General features: G+C 66.5%; 17 protein-coding genes. 5 read left to right on the top strand and 12 right to left on the bottom strand.

Translation table 11 applies throughout. The features are described from left to right. The gene (locus CXR29_RS03520; RefSeq protein WP_127363919.1) at nt 1–1,008 is read right to left on the bottom strand and encodes an isopenicillin N synthase family dioxygenase; all 1,008 of its coding nucleotides are present in this window, start codon (nt 1,006–1,008) and stop codon (nt 1–3) included. Nucleotides 1,009–1,113: 105 nt separating this feature from the next. Here CXR29_RS03520 and CXR29_RS03515 point away from each other — a divergent pair, with 105 nt between their 5' ends. Continuing rightward, complete coding sequence (locus tag CXR29_RS03515) at nt 1,114–1,719, top strand: flavin reductase family protein (protein ID WP_241241574.1); 606 nt, start codon at nt 1,114–1,116, stop codon at nt 1,717–1,719. Between the two features lie 19 nt (nt 1,720–1,738). Here CXR29_RS03515 and CXR29_RS03510 read toward each other — a convergent pair whose 3' ends face one another. Then, the gene (locus tag CXR29_RS03510; RefSeq protein ID WP_127365253.1) at nt 1,739–3,145 is read right to left on the bottom strand and encodes an FAD-binding oxidoreductase; all 1,407 of its coding nucleotides are present in this window, start codon (nt 3,143–3,145) and stop codon (nt 1,739–1,741) included. Between the two features lie 2 nt (nt 3,146–3,147). Beyond that, nucleotides 3,148–4,209 (bottom strand): pyridoxal phosphate-dependent aminotransferase, encoded by a 1,062-nt coding sequence (locus CXR29_RS03505; protein ID WP_127363917.1) that lies wholly within the window; start codon nt 4,207–4,209, stop codon nt 3,148–3,150. Between the two features lie 214 nt (nt 4,210–4,423). Between CXR29_RS03505 and CXR29_RS03500 the strand changes: the two genes are divergently transcribed. Continuing rightward, nucleotides 4,424–5,899: a malate:quinone oxidoreductase gene (locus tag CXR29_RS03500; RefSeq protein ID WP_127363916.1), complete on the top strand. Its 1,476-nt coding sequence runs from the start codon at nt 4,424–4,426 to the stop codon at nt 5,897–5,899. Nucleotides 5,900–6,025: 126 nt separating this feature from the next. Here CXR29_RS03500 and CXR29_RS03495 read toward each other — a convergent pair whose 3' ends face one another. The 3 genes from CXR29_RS03495 to CXR29_RS03485 all read right to left on the bottom strand — a co-directional run bounded on the left by CXR29_RS03495 (nt 6,026) and on the right by CXR29_RS03485 (nt 9,681). Then, entirely contained in the window at nt 6,026–6,850 is an 825-nt protein-coding gene (locus tag CXR29_RS03495) for a bifunctional allantoicase/(S)-ureidoglycine aminohydrolase (RefSeq protein ID WP_127363915.1), read from the bottom strand. Between the two features lie 34 nt (nt 6,851–6,884). Continuing rightward, nucleotides 6,885–8,192, bottom strand: coding sequence for a DUF6986 family protein (locus CXR29_RS03490; protein WP_127363914.1), 1,308 nt, complete (start codon nt 8,190–8,192; stop codon nt 6,885–6,887). Nucleotides 8,193–8,298: 106 nt separating this feature from the next. Further along, a complete protein-coding gene (locus CXR29_RS03485) occupies nt 8,299–9,681 on the bottom strand; it encodes an NAD-dependent malic enzyme (protein ID WP_127363913.1) in 1,383 nt (460 codons plus the stop codon). Between the two features lie 161 nt (nt 9,682–9,842). Here CXR29_RS03485 and CXR29_RS03480 point away from each other — a divergent pair, with 161 nt between their 5' ends. After that, complete coding sequence (locus tag CXR29_RS03480) at nt 9,843–10,622, top strand: IclR family transcriptional regulator (RefSeq protein WP_127363912.1); 780 nt, start codon at nt 9,843–9,845, stop codon at nt 10,620–10,622. Between the two features lie 19 nt (nt 10,623–10,641). On the opposite strand, the gene aceE is transcribed toward CXR29_RS03480, so the two are convergent. From aceE to uraD, 4 genes are all read right to left on the bottom strand, one after another. After that, nucleotides 10,642–13,377 carry a pyruvate dehydrogenase (acetyl-transferring), homodimeric type gene (gene aceE / locus CXR29_RS03475; RefSeq protein ID WP_127363911.1) on the bottom strand — a complete coding sequence of 912 codons (2,736 nt, stop codon included), beginning with the start codon at nt 13,375–13,377 and terminating at the stop codon, nt 10,642–10,644. A 95-nt stretch (nt 13,378–13,472) separates the two neighbouring features. Next, nucleotides 13,473–14,357, bottom strand: coding sequence for a factor-independent urate hydroxylase (gene pucL / locus CXR29_RS03470; protein WP_127363910.1), 885 nt, complete (start codon nt 14,355–14,357; stop codon nt 13,473–13,475). 154 nt (nt 14,358–14,511) lie between these two features. Beyond that, nucleotides 14,512–14,835 carry a hydroxyisourate hydrolase gene (gene uraH, locus CXR29_RS03465; RefSeq protein ID WP_101594492.1) on the bottom strand — a complete coding sequence of 108 codons (324 nt, stop codon included), beginning with the start codon at nt 14,833–14,835 and terminating at the stop codon, nt 14,512–14,514. After that, entirely contained in the window at nt 14,832–15,323 is a 492-nt protein-coding gene (uraD, locus tag CXR29_RS03460; RefSeq protein ID WP_101594494.1) for a 2-oxo-4-hydroxy-4-carboxy-5-ureidoimidazoline decarboxylase, read from the bottom strand. The genes uraH and uraD overlap by 4 nt, the downstream gene beginning before the upstream one ends. A gap of 199 nt (nt 15,324–15,522) precedes the next feature. Here uraD and CXR29_RS03455 point away from each other — a divergent pair, with 199 nt between their 5' ends. Both CXR29_RS03455 and CXR29_RS03450 read left to right on the top strand, forming a co-directional pair. Then, the gene (locus CXR29_RS03455) at nt 15,523–16,716 is read left to right on the top strand and encodes a glycerate kinase (RefSeq protein WP_127363909.1); all 1,194 of its coding nucleotides are present in this window, start codon (nt 15,523–15,525) and stop codon (nt 16,714–16,716) included. After that, nucleotides 16,713–17,192, top strand: a complete 480-nt coding sequence (locus tag CXR29_RS03450; RefSeq protein WP_127363908.1) for a peroxiredoxin — start codon at nt 16,713–16,715, stop codon at nt 17,190–17,192. The genes CXR29_RS03455 and CXR29_RS03450 overlap by 4 nt, the downstream gene beginning before the upstream one ends. A gap of 70 nt (nt 17,193–17,262) precedes the next feature. Here CXR29_RS03450 and CXR29_RS03445 read toward each other — a convergent pair whose 3' ends face one another. Further along, entirely contained in the window at nt 17,263–18,156 is an 894-nt protein-coding gene (locus tag CXR29_RS03445; RefSeq protein ID WP_101554224.1) for a DUF559 domain-containing protein, read from the bottom strand. 240 nt (nt 18,157–18,396) lie between these two features. Continuing rightward, a complete protein-coding gene (allB, locus tag CXR29_RS03440) occupies nt 18,397–19,752 on the bottom strand; it encodes an allantoinase AllB (RefSeq protein ID WP_127363906.1) in 1,356 nt (451 codons plus the stop codon). Between the last annotated feature and the right edge of the window lie 92 nt (nt 19,753–19,844).

Below are 19,844 nucleotides of genomic sequence, written 5' to 3'. Positions count from 1 at the left end.
TCAGGCCCGAGCTCTCACGAGGTCCGGATAGAACTTCTCGGCGACGTTCGGGTGGGACCGCAGCCGGGAGAGGAAGGCGTTCTCGCCGTACACGGCGTGCAGAGCGTCGCGTTCGTCCTGAGTCACACCGCGGGCATCGGCGGCGAGTTCGGCGGGCAATTCGACCTCGGGCAGACGAGCGTTCAGAGCCGGGTTGAAGAAGAACGGAATCGAGATGCGGTCCTGCCCGGGTCCGGTCGGCAGGACACGGTGGACGGTGGCTTTGAGGTAGCCGTTCGTGGCGACTTCGAGGAGTTTGCCGATGTTGACGACGAAGGTGTTCTCGATCGGATCCGCATCGATCCAACCGTCATCGGTAAGCACCTGCAGGCCGGTGGTGCCCGGCTGCGGGTAGAGCAGGGTGAGTGTGCCGGCGTCCCGGTGTTCGCCCACGCCCTGGGTGACGGACTCGGATTCGGCTTCGGGGTAGCGGACGATCTTGATGAAGGATTCGGCATCCTCGGCGAAGGCGGACGCGAAATGATCGCCCGCCTGACCGAGGCTCAGCGCCCACTGTTCGAGGAGACGAGCGCCGACCTCGCTCAGCTGCGCGTGCCAGGATTCCGTGGCCTCGCGCAGTTCGGGCAGCGATTCCGGATACTGGTTGGGACCGGTGAGGTGGTCGAAGTCGTGGGCGGGTTCGGCCACGGGTGCGCGTTCGGGGCCGATGTCGATCTGCTCCCGCCAGTCGACGCGGCCCTGGGTGCGTTCACCGCCGGTGCGGGTGTAGCCGCGGAAGTGCGGGGAGTTCGTGTTCTCGATCGCGAGCTTCTCGTCCTCGGGAAGAGCGAAGAAGCGGCCGGCGACATCGATGATGCGGCTGAATTCGGCGTCGGGGATGCCGTGGCCGGTGAGGTAGAAGAAGCCGATCTCATGGGTGATGCGGCGCAGGTCCGCACGGAATGCCTCGGCGGTCGCGGGGTCATCGGCCAGGCTGAGGTCGAGGATGGGGAGCTGGGTGAGGGTCATGTCACAGACGATAGGCACGTCCGCCGTCGTCGCAGCGGCATTCCGTCATCGTGCGCAACACTCTGTCACAGTGCGCTCTCCCGGAACTCCTGCTTGAATGGTCGGGTGACCCACTTCTATCGCCCGTCCGAGGGCCACCGCCTGCCGCACGACCCCTTCAACGCCATCGTCGCACCGCGACCCATCGGCTGGATCGGCACAGTCGATGCCGAGGGCCGCCGCAATCTCGCGCCCTATTCGTTCTTCAATGCGCTGAACTACTCTCCACCGCTCGTGGGCTTCTCCAGCAACGCGTGGAAGGACACCGTTGCCAACTGCCGAGAGACCGGGGAGTTCACCTGGAACCTCGTCACTCGGACCCTCGCCGAGACGATGAACGCCTCGTCGACCACCGCGGAGGTCGACGAGTTCTCCGCCGCAGACGTCGAGGCGGCCGAGTCCGTGGAGATCTCTGCGCCACGTGTGGCAGCCTCACCGGCGACCTTCGAATGCCGAGTCACTCAGATCATCGACCTGCGTACCGCGGACGGGGAGAGCTCCGGCTCGTGGTTCACCGTGGGTGAAGTGGTGGGGGTCCATCTCGACGAATCCCTGCTCGACAACGGAATCGTCGACACAGTCGCCGCCGAACCGGTGCTGCGCGGCGGCGGACCGACCGCATACTTCGGGATCAGCTCGGATCAGCGCTTCGACATGCGCCGACCGGGCTGAGTTCGATCACCCGAGGAGCTCAGCCGAGCATCTTACCCGGGTTGAGGATCCCCAAAGGATCGACCGCGGACTTGATCGACGACTGCAACATCTGAGCGCCGGCATCGAGTTCGCGCACCAGCCAGTCCTTCTTCAGGTATCCGACCCCGTGCTCGCCCGTGATCGTCCCACCCAGATCGAGACCCAGCTGCATGATCTCAGCGAACGTCTCCTTCGCTTCGGCCACGCTCGCCGGATCGTGAGCATCGAAGAGCACACTCGGATGCATGTTCCCATCCCCGGCATGACCGGCCGTGGACACCTCCACCGAGTGCGCGGCCGCGATCTCGTCCAACCTGGCGAAGAACTCGCCGAGGCGGGACCGAGGAACGCACACATCATCGATGAGCTCTCCCCCACCAAGCCCCGACACGTACTTCTCCATCGCCGGAGACACCGCACGCCGGGCCGCCACCAGCATCTCCGAATCCGCCGGATCATCGGAGAAGAACACCTCATCAGCACCCTGCGCCCTGGCGATCGCCTCGAACGATTCCAGCTCGGTCACACCAGCCTGCCCCGGAGAATCCGACTGCACCAACAACAGCGCACCGGCCCCGTCGGGCAGCCCGAAATCACCATAGGCATTGATCATGCCCACGGTGCCTCCGTCCATGAGCTCGAGCATCGACGGGGCCGCCCCGGACGCCATGAACTCAGAGACCGTATGCCCGGCCGACTCCAAGTCCGGGAAGATCCCGACACCGGTCACCGGCGGAGCCAACAGAGGTCTGAGCCCGAGGGTGATCTCGACGATGACTCCCAGAGTCCCCTCGGACCCGACGAACAGACCCGCCAGATCGAGACCGGCCACACCCTTCGCCGTCTGCCGACCCAACCGGGTCACTGTCCCATCGGCGAGGACCACGGTCAGACCGCGCACATAGTCTCGCGTCACCCCGTACTTCACACAGCACATGCCGCCGGCGTTCGTCGCGACGTTCCCGCCGATCGTGGAGATCGCCACCGACCCCGGATCCGGCGGATACGACAGACCGTGCTCGGCCAGAGCCGATTTGAGATCTTGGTTGATCACACCGGGCTGGACACGGCACGTCTGGTTCACCTCGTCGATATCGACGATCGCGTTCAGCTTCGCGACGTTGAGCAGGATCGCCCCATCGGTGGCGTTCGCCGCCCCCGACAAACCCGTCCTGGAACCCTGAGTGACCACCGGGGTCCGATGCGCGGTGGCGAAGCGCATCACCGCGACCACATCATCGACGTCGGCAGCACGAACGAGCGCCGAGGCAGTCCCGACCGGACAGAACAGGGCCTTGTCCGCCGAATAGGAGTCGATGACATCCCGATCGGTGACCAGGGCGCCTTCGCTCAGCTCGGCCGCAAGTCCGTCCAGGTCCGTGCCCACCGTCGTCTCCGCACTCATCGTCACAGCGACGCAGCGACCTTGAGCACGCGCTCGAGTGCCTCATCGGGGCCGATGCTCACACGCACGCCGCCCTGCAGGCGACGCACGGCCACGGCCTGCTTCGCACACTCGCCTTCGAAGGCGACGGCCGCCTCGGGGTCGAGTGCGATCCACACATAGTTGCCCTGGGCGTCGGGCACGGACAGACCCAGCTCCCGCAGATCATGCGCGAACCGGTCGCGCACCGCGGCGATCTCCTTGGCGCGCACGGCCACCTCGTCGACCCGGGACAGCGATTCCCGGGCCGCGGCCTGAGCGCCGGCGGTGACGGAGAACGGAGCGATGACCTGTCGCATCGCCGAGGCGATCTCGACATCGGCGATGCCGTAGCCCACACGCAGACCCGCCAGGCCGTGCGCCTTCGAGAAGGTGCGGGCGAGCACGAGATTCGGGTGCCGCTTCCGCGCGGCCAGACCGTCGGCCGCCTCGGTGGCGAATTCGAGGTACGCCTCGTCGAGGACGACGATGACAGACTCGGGCACCTCGGCGAGGAATCCCTCGAGTTCGGCGTCCGTGATCGTCGGACCGGTCGGATTGTTCGGCGAGCACAGCAGCACGAGGCGGGTCGTGTCATCGATCGCCGCGGCCAGGCCGGCGAAATCGTGGCGACCGTCCGCCAGGAGATCGACGGGGCGCTTTTGGGCACCCCGCGCCGAGGCGAGGATCGGGTACATCTCGAACGACGGCCACGGATAGACCACGGAGGTGCCCGCCTCGAGGGTGATGTTCGTCAGCGCCGTGAGGACCTCGGAGGCCCCGGCGCCGGGGACCACCTCGGCGGGTTCGACATCGAGGTGGGAGGCGATATCGGCCACGAGCGCGGCCGCCGTGGGATCGGGGTAGTTCCCCGGAGTCGCCGAGGCGGTCGCCACCGATTCGACGATGCCCGGCAGCGGCGGCAGGTGGTTCTCGTTCGAGGACAGTTTGAACGGGGTCAGGCCCGGGGATGCGACGGGAGGCTTGCCGGGAACATAGGGAGGGAATTCGGCGAGCGCGTCACGGAGCAGGAAACGTTTGGACATGTGCCCATAGTTGCACACCTTGTGGCGAGCAACACAGACTGTCTTGCCAAAGCGTCCGAATGGTCGGATTCCGACGGCTGGGGCGGACACTCATCCGCTGTGAGAATGCTCTCGCCACACGCTGTTGCCACTGCCCGAGTTACAGGAGTGCTGATGCCGGAGAGTACCCTGAGAGACGAATACACGTAGTCAGAGACGAGGAATGAGAGTCCAAATGCCCTCACCGCAGGAAAAAGTCGACGTCGTCTTGATCGGCGGCGGCATCATGAGCGCCACGCTGGGCGCCATGCTGACCGAACTTCAGCCCGAATGGGACATCCGTGTGTACGAGAAGCTCGACTATGTGGCCACCGAGAGCTCGGATCCCTGGAACAATGCCGGCACCGGCCACGCCGCACTCTGCGAACTCAACTACACCCCCGAGGACTCCAACGGTCAGATCGACCTGGAGAAGGCCTCGAACATCAACCAGCAGTTCCACCACTCGCGCCAGTACTGGTCGCACCTCGTCGACACCGGTGTCATCACCGACCCGAAATCCTTCATCAACCCCATCGCCCACGTCAGCTACGGCCGCGGCGACAAGGGCCGTGACTACATCAAGAACCGCTACGAGACGATGGTGCGCAACCCGCTGTTCGCGGACATGGAGTACACCGACGACCCGGCGACTCAGGCCGACTGGCTGCCGCTGATGTTCGACGGCCGCGGACCGGGACAGGTCAACGGCATCTCGCGGATCAAGAAGGGCACTGACGTCGACTTCGGCTCTCTGTCGACTCAGCTGCTCAGCTACATCGCCGACAAGGGCGCGACCGTGCGCACCAGCCACCAGGTCACCGATCTGCAGCGCTCCTCCGACGGATGGACTCTCACGGTCAAGGACCTGCTCTCGCACGAGACCCACCAGGTGGGCGCGAAGTTCGTCTTCGTCGGTGCCGGCGGCGGCGCGCTGCCGCTGCTGCAGAAGTCCGGCATCCCCGAGGGACGCGGCTACGGCGGCTTCCCGGTCTCCGGAATCTTCCTGCGCACCGGCAATGAGGATCTCGTCGCCCGCCACCAGGCGAAGGTCTACGGCCAGGCGGCACAGGGTGCTCCCCCGATGTCCTTGCCGCACCTCGACACCCGTGTCGTCGACGGCAAGGACTACCTGATGTTCGGCCCCTACGCCGGCTTCTCGCCGAAGTTCCTCAAGAAGGGACGCTTCACCGACCTGCCGTTCTCCGTGCGCGGGAACAACCTCGCCACGATGCTCAACGTCGCCAAGGACAACACGGATCTCGTCACCTACCTCCTCGGCGAGCTGGCTGCGACGAAGAAGGCGCGCTTCGAGGCGATGAACCAGTTCATCCCGAACATCGACCCATCCGACTGGGAGTTCATCCAGGCCGGTCAGCGCGTGCAGGTGATGAAGAAGGATCCGAAGAAGGGCGGTGTGCTCCAGTTCGGCACCGAGCTCATCTCATCGGCCGACGGTTCGATCGCCGCTCTCCTCGGCGCCTCGCCGGGTGCCTCGACGGCGGTGCCGATCATGATCGAACTGCTCAAGACCTGCTTCCCGCGTGAGTACGCGGGCTGGGAGAAGAGCTTCAAGAACATGATCCCGTCGCTCGGCCGCGACCTCGTCGACGACGAGACGCTGCTCAAGGAGGTCTCCGAATACACCTCGCGGACGCTGCAGCTCATCTGACACTGGGCTTCATCTGACACAGCGCAGGCGAGAGAAGCGGCCTGCCGGAATCACTTCCGGCAGGCCGCTTCTTGTGTCAGGCCAGGTCCCTCAGCAGGGCCTCAGGCTAAGTCCCTCAGCAGGGCCTCAGAGCTCGACTTGGCGGTTGACGTCCTTGTAGAGCAGGTAGCGGAAGCGTCCGGGCCCGCCGGCGTAGCAGGCCTGCGGGCAGAAGGCGCGCATGGAGATGAAGTCACCCTCCTGCACCTCGACCCAGTCGCCGTTGAGACGGTAGACGGCCTTGCCCTCGAGCACGTAGAGGCCGTGCTCCATCTCGTGCGTCTCCTCGAACGGGATGACCGCTCCGGCCTCGAACGTGACGATGTTGACGTGCATGTCATAGGCGAGATCGTCCGGGTCGAGCGGACGGGTCGTGCGCCAGCGCCCGTCGGTGCCGGGCATCGGCGAGGGCTCGACATCGGCTTCGTTGCCGAACTTCGCCTCCGGGGTCAGCCCGGCCACGGGCTGGTAGCGTTTGCGCACCCAATGGAAGCGGGCCGCCTCGGTGCCGGTGGACTTCGCCGACCACTGCGATCCGGCGGGCAGGAACGCGAACCCACCCGGGGTCAGCGTGTGCGCGGTGCCCTCATGGGTGACCTCGAGCGTTCCCGCCATGACGAAGAGGAACCCCTCGACCTCGGGCTGCGGTTCCGGCTTCTCGGAGCCGCCCCCGGGGGCGACTTCGAGGATCGTCTGCGAGAACGTCACCGCTCCCCCGGCCACGGGCTTGCTCAGCACCCACGACCGGGTCCCGGTCCATTCGGGCAGATTCGAGGTGACGATGTCGCGCAGCACTCCGCGCGGGATGACCGTATAGGCCTCGGTGACGAGAGCACGGTCGGTGAGCAGATCGGACTGCGGCGGGTGTCCGCCGGTCGGGGCCCAGTAGGTGTACGGGTCGGTCGTCGTCATGGGCAGGGTCTCCTTCGGTCGGTGGTCAGTGCGCTCAGTCGAGCAAGCCGGTGCGGGCGAGCTGCCCGAGCTGGGTGAGGCTGAGGTTCGTCCGCGAGGTCACGAACTCCTCGGTGTGGGCTCCGCAGACGAGCCCCCGATCGAGGTAGCGGGCGAGCGCCTTCGCGGTGGCGGGTTCGTCGAGGACCGTCGAATCCGCCTTGAACACATAGTCGTGCAGGCGCTGCGCCGCCCGTGGCCCGCCTTCGCGGTAGAAGGCGAAAGTCGCCAGGAACCGGGTCGGCAGGTGGTGCGGGTGCAGGTCCCAGCCCTGGTAGATCCCTCGCTTGAGGTGGCGGCGGACGAGGCCGGCGTGCAGCGCCCAACCGTGGTGGACCTCTGCAGGCTCGCCGAGCGGGAGGATGTTCGTCGACCCGTCGGAGAGGTGGACTCCGGTGCCGGCGACGGCGAGCATCATCTGGTTCTTCGCGAAGTCCGCAACCGGATGGTCCATCGCCTGGTAGGCCGCGGCCACGCCCAGCGACGCCGAATAGTCATAGGTTCCGTAGTGCAGCGAGGTCACGCGCCCGGCCCCCGCCTGCAGTGCCGTCGCCAGGGGCACGGTGCCGTCGGCGGCGAGGACGATCTGCGGAGTCTCGACCTGAATCTCGAAGGTGATCGTCCCCTCGCCGAGGCGGTGCTCGATTTCCAGCGCACGCGCGGCGAGCACCATCGCCCTCACCTGGTCGACGGTGCTGACCTTCGGGAGGGTGAGCACGAGGTTATCCGGCAGACTGCCGCCGGCCTTGATGAGCTCGCTCAGGAACAGGTCGAGGGTGCGCAGACCGCGTTCCCGGGTGGCCTTCTCCATGCATTTGAAGCGGATGCCGACGAAGCCGGGGGCTCCCCTCTCGGTGCGTCCGGCCACCGCATCGCAAGCGGCCTGGACGACCCACCGGTCCTCGGTCTCATCGCCCTGGTCGCCGAAACCGTCTTCGAAGTCCAGGCGCAGGTCCTCGATCGGCTCATGTTCGAGTTTCGCGGTGACCGCCTCGGCGAGGAGTTCGGCCTCTCTGGCCACCTGATGGATGCTGGCCACTTGACCGGGGATCGCGGGCCCGGATTCCTTCCGGGCGGCGGTGATGACGCGTTCGGCCAGCTGCAGCATTCCGCCGTGGGCCTCGACGCACTCGAGCGCCTGCTGACCCCACTGGTACGGCAGGTCCGCACTCGTGCGGTGTCCGGGCACGTACACGGTGTGCACGGGCTGTCGGTCGTCGCGATCTCCCGGATACGCGGTCGCCAGAAGCTCGTCCGTGTCCCCCAGCAGTGAGTCGATATCGGCCAGTGTTGATCGTTCCACGTTCACATTCTCTTTCTCTGCACGGGGTTCGACGGCGAGGCGGCAATGCCCGGCTCGGCCTCATTGTCTCTCATTCACCACCGCCTGGCACGTAAGGCTCTCCGGGTCATCGGGACGAGACGTGGGCGACCGCCTCGGCGACCTTCTTCGCCACCTCCGGGTCGAAGACCGAGGGGATGACGTAGCCGGGGTGGAGTTCGTCCTCGGGGATGCACGAGGCGATGGCATCGGCGGCGGCGACCATGATGTTCTCGTCGACGTCGCGGGCTTCGGCATCGAGGAGGCCGCGGAAGATCCCGGGGAACGCGAGCACGTTGTTGATCTGGTTCGGGAAGTCGCTGCGGCCGGTGGCCACGACGGCGGCGTGCTTCGCCGCCTCGGCGGGGTCGACCTCGGGGTCGGGATTGGCCATGGCGAAGACCAGCGCGTCCGTGTTCATGGCCGCGATACCGTCCCCGTTCAGCACGTTCGGGGCGGAGACGCCGATGAATGCGTCGGCACCGACGACGGCTTCCTTCAGCGTGCCGGAGAAGCCCTCGGGGTTCGTGTTCGCCTGCAGCCACCTCTTGTGGTCGGTGTCGACGGTCGAATCCGGGCCGATCGCTCCGTCCCGGCCGCAGGCGATGATGTTCGTGGCTCCGGCGACCTGGAGGAGGCGGATGATGGCGTTGCCGGCCGCGCCGACTCCCGAGACGACGATGCGCAGGTCCTCGAGCTTCTTGCCCACGACCTTGAGTGCGTTCTTCAGCGCGGCCAGGGTGACGACGCCGGTGCCGTGCTGGTCATCGTGGAAGACGGGGATGTCGAGTTCCTCGCGCAGCCGGGCCTCGATCTCGAAGCAGCGCGGGGCCGCGATGTCCTCGAGGTTGATTCCGCCGTAGGCCGGGGCGAGGGCCTTGCAGATGGAGATGATCTCCTCGGTGTCCTTCGTATCGAGGGCCACCGGCCAGGCGTCGACGTCGGCGAACTGCTTGAACAGCACGGCCTTGCCCTCCATCACCGGCATGGCCGCTTCGGGACCGATATCGCCGAGACCGAGCACCGCGGTGCCGTCGGTGACCACGGCGACGGTGTTGCGTTTGATCGTCAGCCGGCGGGCATCCTCTTTGTTCTCAGCGATCGCCTTGCACACGCGGGCCACGCCCGGGGTGTAGGCGCGGGAGAGGTCGTCACGGTTGCGCAGCGGCACCTTCGGGGCAGATTCGAGCTTGCCGCCGAGGTGGAGGAGGAAGGTCCGGTCAGAGACCTTGCCGACCTCCACGCCGTCCAGAGCATTGAGCGCAGCGGAGACCTCGTCGGCATGGGCGACATCTCGGGTATCGGCGCTGACGTCGATGATGACCGAATGCGGTGCGGATTCGACGACGTCGAGGGCGGTGACCGACGCACCGGTGGCGGCGGCCGCGGCGACGAGGTCGGAGGTCGAGGCCTGACCGACCTCGGTGCCGACGCGCAGAGTGATGGAGTATCCGGGGCTGGTGGCGACCATGGGCAATATCCTCCTTGATATCGAGTTTCCGTATTATGGATAATAACTTTTGCCTAGCGGAAATTCTAGTTGGTGTCAGTGAATTCGGAAAGTTTCTTCCATTTGAGGACTAGACTGAACGCAGTTTCACTGCCGAGACTCCCACAGATTAAGGAACATCGATGAGCAGCAAGGACACCCCGGCGATCCGCCAGTCCAAGGGCGGCGTACAGTCCGTCGAACGTGCATTCGGACTGCTGGAGTGCATTGCGAACTCCGCGGGCTCGGCAACGCTGAGCCATATCGCCGCGGACGTCAATCTGCCGCTGCCGACGATCCACCGTCTGCTCAACACCCTGGTCAACCTCGGTGTGGTCCGGCAGCTGCCCGATCGCGGCTATGCGCTCGGACCCGGGCTGGTCCGCCTCGGCGATATCGCCGGCTCGCAGCTCGGCGCGATTGCGCGGCCCTATCTGCGCGAGCTCGTCGCCGAACTCGGGGAGTCAGCGAATGTGGCAACGATAGACGGAGACATGGTCGTCTACGTCGATCAGGTCGCCTCCGAACGACAGATGAGGATGTTCACCGAGGTGGGACGCCGTGCCCATATGCACGCCACCGGGGTCGGAAAGGCCATCCTCGCGGGCCTCGACTCCGAGCAGGTGAGGCATATCGCGACCACCGCGGGCATGCCCACCCCCACGGAATACAGCATCGGCACGATCGAGGAGCTCGAGGCCGAGCTCGAGCGCATCCGCGAACGCGGCTATGCCATCGACGAACAGGAGCAGGAGCTCGGAGTGCGCTGCTTCGCCATGGCCATCCCCGACTCCCCCGCTCCCTTGGCGATCTCCGTATCGGGGCCGATCAGCCGCGTCGACCAGTCGTTCGCCGATCGCGCGGTCCCGCTGCTCAAAGACGCGGCCGCCCGCATCTCCGCAGAGATGCAGAGCGGCCGCTGACTTCAGTTCTCCGATCGGGTCAGGAGTCTCCGCCGGCCGTTCCCGAAGTGCCGGCGTTGACGTCGTTCAGACGATAACGTCGAGCCGCCTCGGCGGGGGTGGATCCGTCGATCTCACCGCGCTTGGCAAGCAGCTGCAGGGTGCGCACGACCATCGAGTGCGCGTCGATCTTGAAGTGCCTGCGCGCGGCGGCGCGGGTGTCGGAGAAGCCGAACCCGTCGGCGCCCAGCGTCGCGAAATCGTGGTCGAGGTACGGCCGGATAAGGTCCGGCTGAGTCGAGTCGAAGTCGCTCGTGGCCACGATCGGTCCCGGCTGGCCCTCCAGCTTCTGCCGCACGTACGGCACGCGGTCGGCCGCCTCGGTGCCGTCGGCGGCATTGAGCTCCGCGGCTTCGCATTCGAGCCCGTCGCGGCGCAGCTGGGCCCATGAGGTCACCGACCATACGGCGGCGTCGACGCCCCAGTCGGCGGCGAGCAGGTCCCGGGCTTCGAGCGCCCAGGGCACGGCCACACCGGAGGCGAGCAGCTGCGCGTGCGGACGATCGCCCGGGGCCTCTGCGACGCGGTGGATGCCCTTGAGGATGCCCTCGACGTCGACGTCGTCCGGTTCGGCCGGCTGGAGCATCGGCTCGTTGTACACGGTGAGGTAGTACATGACGTTGCGCTCGCCGAGGTCGTGCTCGCCGTACATGCGATGCAGACCGTGGCGGACGATGTGCCCGATCTCGTAGCCGAAGGCCGGATCATAGACGCGCACGGCCGGATTCGTGGCCGCGAGCACCGGGGAATGGCCGTCGGCGTGCTGCAGGCCCTCGCCGGTCAGGGTCGTCCGGCCGGCGGTGGCGCCGATGATGAACCCGCGGGTCATCTGGTCGCCGGCGGCCCAGAAGGCGTCGCCGGTGCGCTGGAAACCGAACATCGAGTAGAACACGTAGACCGGGATCATCGGTTCGCCGTGGGTCGAGTACGCGGTACCCGCAGCGGTGAATCCGGCGGCGGCACCGGCCTCGTTGATGCCCACGTGGAGGAGCTGACCGCTGGTGGCCTCCTTGTAGGAGAGGAACATCTCGCGGTCGACGGCGAGGTAGTTCTGCCCGTTCGGGTTGTAGATCTTCGCGGTCGGGAAGAACGCGTCGATGCCGAAGGTGCGGGCCTCATCGGGGATGATCGGCACGATCCGCTCGCCCAGCCCCTTCTCTCGCATGAGGTCCTTGAGCAGCCGGACGAAGGCCATCGTCGAGGCGGCCATCTGCTGGCCCGAGCCCTTCTTCGTCTGCGCGAACGCCTTGTCACTCGGTGCGGGCAGGGTGATCCGATTGTTCTCCGGCTTCCGCGCCGGCAGGAATCCGCCGAGCTGACGCCGGCGGTCGAGCATGTACTGGATCTCCTCGGAGTCCTTGCCCGGGTGATAGTAGGGCACGGCATACGGATCCTCGTCGATGACCTTATCGCTGATCGGGATGTCCATCCGATCGCGGAAGGCCTTGACGTCGTCGGCGGTGAACTTCTTCATCTGGTGGGTGGCGTTGCGGGACTCGAACGTCGTGCCCAGACCGTAGCCTTTGACGGTCTGCACGAGGATGACGGTGGGCTTGCCCTTGGTGTTCACGGCCTTCTGGTAGGCGGCGAAGACCTTGTGATAGTCGTGGCCGCCGCGCTTGAGGTTCCAGATGTCGTCATCGGACAGGTGGTCGACGAGGCCCTTCGTCGCAGGGGTGCGGCCGAAGAAGTTGTCGCGGATGAATCCGCCGGATTCGGCCTTGAACGTCTGGTAGTCCCCGTCGAGGGTCTCGTTCATGATCTTCACGAGGTCGCCGGTGCGGTCGGCGGCCAGCAGGTCGTCCCATTCGCGGCCCCATAGCACCTTGACGACGTCCCACCCGGCGCCGGTGAAGGTCGCCTCGAGCTCCTGGACGATCTTGCCGTTGCCGCGCACGGGTCCGTCGAGGCGCTGGAGGTTGCAGTTGATGACGAAGGTGAGGTTGTCGAGGCCTTCGTTGGCGGCCAGCTGCAGGGCGCCGCGCGATTCGGGTTCGTCCATCTCACCGTCGCCGAGGAACGCCCACACCCGCTGATCCGAGGTGTCGGAGATGCCGCGGTTGTGGAGGTAGCGGTTCATCTGCGCCTGATAGATCGCGTTGATCGGGCCCAGCCCCATCGACACGGTCGGGAACTGCCAGAACTCCGGCATCAGCCGCGGGTGCGGATAGGAGCTCAGTCCGTGCGGGGCGCGTGAGACCTCCTGGCGGAACCCGTCGAGGTCGGCCTCGGTCAGGCGGCCTTCGAGGAACGCTCTGGCGTACATCCCCGGTGAGGCATGGCCCTGGAAGAAGACCTGGTCGCCGCCGCCGGGATGGTCCTGGCCGCGGAAGAAGTTGTTGAAACCGATTTCGTAGAGTGTCGCGGCGCCGGCGTAGGTGGAGATGTGTCCGCCCACGGAGATCTCGGGCCGCTGCGCCCGGTGGACGAGCATGGCGGCGTTCCAGCGCAGCCATTTCCGGAAGCGACGTTCGACCTTCTCCTCACCCGGATAGAAGGGCTCCTGGTCGACGGGGATGGTGTTGACGTAGTCAGTGGTGGTGACCTTGGGCTGGGCGACGGAGTTCGTGGCCGCGCGTGCACGCAGCGCCTCCATGATCTCGGCCGCGCGCTGGGTTCCGCGCGCGTCGACGAGCCCTTCCCAGGACTCGATCCATTCATCGACCTCTTCGTCGGTGATTCCCCTCGGACTCGCCGAGGTTGTGTCCTGTGTCATATCGGGGTTTCCTTCTCACGGGGTCCGGGCTCCCGGAACAGTACCCCGGGAGCCCGGAGATGGAAAGTCCTGTCTCAGCAGGTGATGGTCAGGTCTCAGCAGAAGCCGGCGACCTGCGCCCACGCGTCCTTGTTCTCGTCGACGCCTTCACGGGTGAAGGTGGCTTCGATGAGGCCGTAGGGACGGTCGGCGACGATGAAGACCTCGTTCGGGTTCTCGAGCCCGAAACGGTCGATGTCATAGAGGAAGTGGTGTTTGTTCGGGCAGGAGAAGCGGATCTCGTCGATCTCCGGCACGGCCTCGATGACCTTCTCCCCCATCTGGTACAGCGTGTGCTGCAGGGCATGGGAGAAGTGGTCGGTGAATGAGTCGAGGATGATCTCCTTGACTTTCGTGTAGACGGCCTCGAAGTCGAGGTCGGTGGTGTTGTAGATCCATCGGGTGGCGATATCGGTGGCGAGGATCCGGTCGTCGGTCTCCGGCAGGGTCGTGTACTTGTCCTTCGGGTAGCCGACGAAGCCCGATTCCGTGGTCTTGAGCACGGTGAGCCCGTTGAAGCCGGAGATCAGCGTGTCCTTGTCGCCGTCGCGGGTGAAGACGACGGTGCGGACCTCGGGAGCGGACTTGAAGAACGAGTGCTTGTGGTCGTTGATCCGGCCCCAGCCGTATTCCTCGGCCTCCCAGCGACCGCCGGTGACCCAGTCGAAGCTCGAGGTGAAATGATCGGCCAGGCCCATGAGGAACTGTTCGGGCGAGCTCACGCCCAGCTCCTTGGCCTTCGCGAAGACCGTGTTCTTCTGGGTGTCGGTGGCGACGACGTGCTCGTTGTTGCCTTCGGTGTGCGCGGTCTCGAAATCGCCCCACAGCTGCGAGGTGACGTTGAGATCGCGGATCTCGTGGCGGTCGGTGTCGCGGTAGACCCGCATGAGTCGGTTCTCCGCCTTGCCGTACTGGTTCGATGTCAGTCGGACCTTGCTCATTTTCTTCCTCCAGTTCGTCGGCGTGCGGCCCTGCGCACGCCGTGACCATTCGATTGGCGAGGCCTGCCGGCAGTTCCCGGTCGGCTTCGGCGGTTTGTTGAGGATGCGATCCTGCAGGGGGCCTGCTTCCCCTGTGAGCGGTTGTGGGCGCGGCTCAGCTGCCGCGGTAGGTGCTGTAGGCGAAGGGGCTGAGCAGCAGCGGAATGTGATAGTGCTCCTGGCCGGCCTGGACGGTGAAGTCGATGGTGACCACCGGGTGGAAGTGGTCGACCTTTCGGGCTGCGAAGTAGTCGCCGGTGCCGAAGACGATCCGGTAGTTGCCCGGCTCGAGGTGGTCGGGGCCGAAGTCGGAGACCCTCCCGTTGTCGTCGGTGCGGGCCGAGACGATGACCTCGTCACCGGAGTAGAGAGTGACCTCGAGGTCGGCGGCGGGGGTGCCGACCATCGAGTCGAGGGCGTGGGCGGTGATGAAGCTCATGCGAGGATTCCTTCGAGTCTGAGTTCGGCGATCTGGATGAGCTGCTGCCCGACCTCGGCGATCTCATCCTCTGCGGTGTTGTCCATGCGGCGCTGCAGTTCGGACAGGATCTCCTCAGGGGTGCGGCCGGCGGCGCGGATGAGGAAGACGCGGTCGAAGCGGGCTTCGTAGGCGGCGTTGCCCGCGGCCAGCTGGGACTGCACATCGGCTTCCATGGTGCCGAGTCCGGCCTGTTCACGGCTCGAATGGGCCGCCTCGGCGCTGTCGCCCTTCGCCTTCTCGCCGATGCGCGGATGATGGGACATCGCCGCGTCGATCTCGGCGCCGGTCAGCGGTGCGGCGGTTCGGGATGCCGCCTTGGCGGAGTCGAGGTCGGCCAGGGGGCGGGCGTCGACGACCGCGTCGATCCACCGGTCGACGTCGAGGCAGGGACGCAGAATTCCGCGGGCATCATCGGCTGGGAGTCGGTTGAACTCGGCCAGGTCCACGGTGACCTCCTTGGCAGGCGCTGAATGACTTTCACCGTTCGGAATACCATTTCCGAACAACTGCTCCGAGTCTGCTGGGCACCACCGGGAATGTCAAATTGCTCACATATTTTTGTGGAAACTTTCTTCCGCATGGTGGATACTGGGTGTGTGGCAACCGCCGCATACCCGACCATCGACGATGAGGTTGAATGAGTGCATGAGCCTGACAACCATTGATCCGACCCCGACGATCGTCTGCGCGCCCGACTCCTTCAAAGGTTCGGCCTCCGCCCCTGCCGCCGCGGCCGCCATGGCCCGCGGTGCCCGGGCGGTCTTCCCCGGAGCGCGAGTCGCCGAGCTGCCCTTCGCCGACGGCGGGGAGGGCACGCTCGACGCTCTGCTCGCCGTCTGGGGAACTCGGCCTCGCACCGTGGACACGGTCGATGCCCTGGGCAGAACCACCTCGGCGGACTTCGGTCTCTCCCCGGACGGACGGACCGCGGTCATCGAAGCCGCCCAGGCCAATGGCCTGCCGCAGGTCTCGGACGTGGAGCTGCAGCCCGAACGCGCCGCTACCTTCGGCGTCGGACTCATCGCGGCCGCGGCACTCGACCTCGGGGTCGAGGAGATCCTCCTGTGCATCGGCGGCTCGGCGAGCACGGACGGCGGGACCGGAATCCTGGCAGCCCTCGGCGCACGCTTCACCGATGCCGCAGGTCAGCCGGTCGCACAGGGCGGTGGCGGGCTGGCAGCGATCGCTGAGGTCGACACCTCGGGGCTGGACCGACGGGCCACGGCGGTGCGGTGGCGCATCGCCGTCGACGTCGACAATCCGCTCACCGGACCCCGCGGGGCCGCCGCGGTCTTCGGCCCGCAGAAGGGAGCGGATGCGGACTCGGTGGCCGTGCTCGATTCCGGGCTCGGTCACTTGGCCGAAGTGCTCACCGGCACCTCTGAAGAGGCCGAGGCTCTGGCGGCGACTCCGGGATTCGGGGCCGCCGGCGGGATACCGCTGACGCTGACGACGCTGCTCGGCGCCGAGGTGGTTCCCGGGTCGACGATGGTCGCCGAGGCCGTGGGCCTGGCCGAGGCTCTGGCCGAATCCGACTTTGTGCTCACGGGAGAGGGATCCTTCGATTCCCAATCCTTGGGCGGGAAGGTCGTCGCGGCCGTACGGGACCACGCCCCCGCCTCGGCGAGGGTGATCGTCATCGCCGGTCGGGTCGGCCTGTCCGCCGCGGAGTGCCGGGAGGCCGGGATCACGGCGGCGCTGTCGATCGCACCGGGCCCCGCGGACCTGGCCACCCTGTCCGAGCGCGCCGAAGCGCTCATCGAGGACACGGCCGCGCAGGCGTGCGCACTCAGCTCGCCGCCGAACACACCATTTCAACGACGAAAGGACGCACCATGACCACGACCACTCAGGCTCAGCTCACCGTCGGAGACATCGCTCCCGACTTCACGCTCACCGACGCCGAGGGACGGACCGTCTCGAAGGACGATCTCGCCGGCCGCGACGTCATCCTCTACTTCTACCCGAAGGCCGCATCGCCGGGCTGCACGACGGAGGCCTGTGATTTCCGAGACAATCTCTCCGCCCTGTCGGCCGCCGGCTTCGAGGTCCTCGGAGTCTCCCCAGACGACACCGAATCGCTCAAGGAATTCGCCGCTGAGGAGGGCCTGACGTTCTCGCTGCTCTCCGACCCCGGTGCAGCGGTGGCGAAGGCCTACGGCAGCTACGGGCAGAAGACGATCGGGGAGCACACGTTCCAGGGAACCCAGCGCTCGACCTTCGTCATCGGCGCCGACGGCACGCTCACCCACGCCGAGTACAACGTCGACGCCCGCGGCCACGTGGCCCGCCTCCGCACCCAGCTCCTCCCCTGATTGCTACCTGACGGCGGCCCAGCAACCTCGCGCGAGGTTGCTGGGCCGCCGTCAGGTGCTTCTGGGCGCATCATCCGGTGCGCAGACGCGCGGCGAGGGTCCCGAGGATGCGTTCGAACGGCGCGGTGCGGAACAGGTCTCCGAAGGTCAGGCGAATGATCTTGTACCCCCGGGCCTCGAGCGCTGCTTCGCGCGCCTTCTCCGCGGCGAGGCTCTCTCGTGTCGAACGGCCGTCCATCGTGTACTTCTCCATGCCGTCGATCTCGACGATGAGCCGGGCATCGTGGTTGCAGAAGTCGACACGGGCGATGACCTCGCCGAGGTGGCCGAAGAACTCCACCTGCGGTTCGAATCCGGTGATGCCGTGTTCGAAGAAGCGCACCGCTGCGATCGACTCCGAGGGGGCTTCGCGCCTGCCGTCGGTGAGGTCGAGAGCACGCAGCACCGCGGCGTCACCGCGGGATTCGGGACACTCCGCCAGCACCGCTTCGATGCGGAAACGCGTGGTGCGGCGCCGGCGGATCACCTCGTCGAGCATCGGCACGGACACGTCCGGTGCGTAGTCCCGGGCGATGTCGATGAGCGTGCGCTCCATCGTCGTCACCGCATAGATGCCGACCATCTTCCGGTGCGCGGACGGAATCGCGCGATTGCGCACATAGAGGTGCCGGTACTTGCGGCTGACGTTCGGCCGGAACACCTCCACCCTCGTCTCAGCCGGATAGGCGATCGGGAGGTTGTGGATGAGTGCCGCCGACAGATGGGAGAAGACCTCGCGCCCTTTCGTCACCCGCCATCGCCCCGATGCGGTGTGGATCTTCTCGGCCCGCGTGCGGATGAGCACTCTCAGGGGTTCGATCTCATCGCGCATATCGCCCTGGTGGCCGAATTCTTCGAAGTCGGCTTCGGTCAGGGCCGCCCAGATCGGCTCATGTCGCGCATCCGCGCAGGAGCCGGTGGCCACATATCGTCCTCGCGCTACGCGTTCGAGACAGCACTTCTCCCCGCGCCGAATCTCGTCTTTGGTGAACCCGAGCCGATAGAGCTTTTGAGTCGTCATACTTAAGTACATGAAACCAAATTGCACTATCCGGCATCAAAGCACAATATGTGGGCGTAATCTGTGGATAACTTCTCCCCGGAACTACCCGACGGCGGCCCAGCAACCTCGCGCGAGGTTGCTGGGCCGCCGTCGGGTAGTAATTCAGCGGGCGGTGAGGAGGCGGCCTGCGGGGGCCTCGAAGTCGACCGGGGCACCGCGCAGCACGGTTCGCGTCACCCGACCGCGGACGGCGCGGGTGTCGTACGCGCTGATCTGGTTGCGGTGCCAGAGCTCCGTGGCCCGCACCGTCCACTCGTCGTCGGGGGCGAAGACGGCGAAGTCCGCGTCATTGCCCTCGGCGATCGCCCCCTTGCCGTCAACCCGGGCCACGGCCGCCGGCGCCGCGGACATCCAGCGGACCACCTCGGCGAGCTCGATTCCGCGCTTCGCGGCTTCGGTCCACACGAGCGAGAGTCCCAGCTGCAGCGACGAGATCCCGCCCCACGCCGCACCGAAATCGCCTGTGTCGAGCAGTTTGAGTTCGGCCGTCGACGGCGAGTGGTCGGAGACGATGCAGTCGATCGTGCCGTCGATGAGCCCCTGCCACAGCGCCTCCCGGTTCGATTCCTCACGGATCGGCGGGCAGCATTTGTGCGTCGTCGCCCCGTCCGGGATCTCCTCGGCGGTGAAGACGAGGTAATGCGGGCAGGTCTCGACGGTGAGCTTGATGCCCTCGGCCTTGGCCGCGGCGATCTGCCCCAGCGCATCCGCCGAGGACAGGTGCAGGATGTGCGCCCGGGCCCCGGTCTCCCGGGCTGCGTCGACGACTCGGGCGATCGCGACGTTCTCGGCTTCGCGGGGGCGCGTGGCGAGGAAGTCGGCGAACTTCGGGCCCGAGTTCTTCGGCGCCGAGGTCATCACCTCGTGATCCTCGGCATGGACGATGAGCATTCCGTCGAAGGAGGCGATCTCGGCCATGTCCGCCTTCATCTCGGCCGGTTCCAGCGGCGGGAACTCCTCGACGCCGGAGTCCTCGAGGAAGCATTTGAACCCGTAGACGCCCGCTTCGTGCAGAGGACGCAGATCCGCGGTGTTGCCAGGAATCGCCCCGCCCCAGAAGCCGACGTCGACGAAGGCCTTGGGCTCGGCGACCTCGCGTTTCGTCTCCAGGGCTGCGACGTTGACCGTCGGTGGCAGGGAGTTCAGCGGCATATCGATAATCGTCGTCACTCCCCCGGCCGCGGCCGCGCGGGTCGCGCTGGCGAAGCCCTCCCATTCGGCGCGACCGGGATCGTTGACGTGGACGTGGGAGTCGACGAGACCGGGCAGCAGCACCCGATCATCCCCGACCTCGATGACTGTCACCTCCGCCGAGGCGATTGTGCCCTGATCCTGTCCACCGCGGGCGATCTCGGCGATCTTCCCACCCCTGACCCCGATCGTCACCGGTTCGATGCCGTCGGGCAGCAGAGCCTTCTCGGCATGGATGATCAGGTCGAAGTCGGCGTCGTTGCTCAATGTTCCTCCTCGGTCGCCCGTCCTTGAGGGCCGGGTGGATGCAGTTCCGGTATACCGTTCTAGACTACTCGGCTCGGGCGGTTCGGCCCAGC

Origin of the sequence: Brevibacterium linens, assembly GCF_003999335.1 — a bacterium.
GTDB lineage: Bacteria > Actinomycetota > Actinomycetes > Actinomycetales > Brevibacteriaceae > Brevibacterium > Brevibacterium linens.
The sequence above is the reverse complement of the archived record's forward strand: the minus strand, read 5'-3'. Positions and strand labels throughout refer to the sequence as shown.

Bases quoted from the DNA above. Each gene is read 5' to 3' on its own strand.
- CXR29_RS03520 (WP_127363919.1), bottom strand. From the start codon at position 1,008: ATGACCCTCACCCAGCTCCCCATCCTCGACCTCAGCCTGGCCGATGAC.
- CXR29_RS03510 (WP_127365253.1), bottom strand. From the start codon at position 3,145: ATGAGTGCGGAGACGACGGTGGGCACGGACCTGGACGGACTTGCGGCC.
- CXR29_RS03505 (WP_127363917.1), bottom strand. From the start codon at position 4,209: ATGTCCAAACGTTTCCTGCTCCGTGACGCGCTCGCCGAATTCCCTCCC.
- CXR29_RS03500 (WP_127363916.1), top strand. From the start codon at position 4,424: ATGCCCTCACCGCAGGAAAAAGTCGACGTCGTCTTGATCGGCGGCGGC.
- CXR29_RS03495 (WP_127363915.1), bottom strand. From the start codon at position 6,850: ATGACGACGACCGACCCGTACACCTACTGGGCCCCGACCGGCGGACAC.
- CXR29_RS03485 (WP_127363913.1), bottom strand. From the start codon at position 9,681: ATGGTCGCCACCAGCCCCGGATACTCCATCACTCTGCGCGTCGGCACC.
- CXR29_RS03480 (WP_127363912.1), top strand. From the start codon at position 9,843: ATGAGCAGCAAGGACACCCCGGCGATCCGCCAGTCCAAGGGCGGCGTA.
- aceE (WP_127363911.1), bottom strand. From the start codon at position 13,377: ATGACACAGGACACAACCTCGGCGAGTCCGAGGGGAATCACCGACGAA.
- pucL (WP_127363910.1), bottom strand. From the start codon at position 14,357: ATGAGCAAGGTCCGACTGACATCGAACCAGTACGGCAAGGCGGAGAAC.
- uraH (WP_101594492.1), bottom strand. From the start codon at position 14,835: ATGAGCTTCATCACCGCCCACGCCCTCGACTCGATGGTCGGCACCCCC.
- CXR29_RS03455 (WP_127363909.1), top strand. From the start codon at position 15,523: ATGAGCCTGACAACCATTGATCCGACCCCGACGATCGTCTGCGCGCCC.
- CXR29_RS03450 (WP_127363908.1), top strand. From the start codon at position 16,713: ATGACCACGACCACTCAGGCTCAGCTCACCGTCGGAGACATCGCTCCC.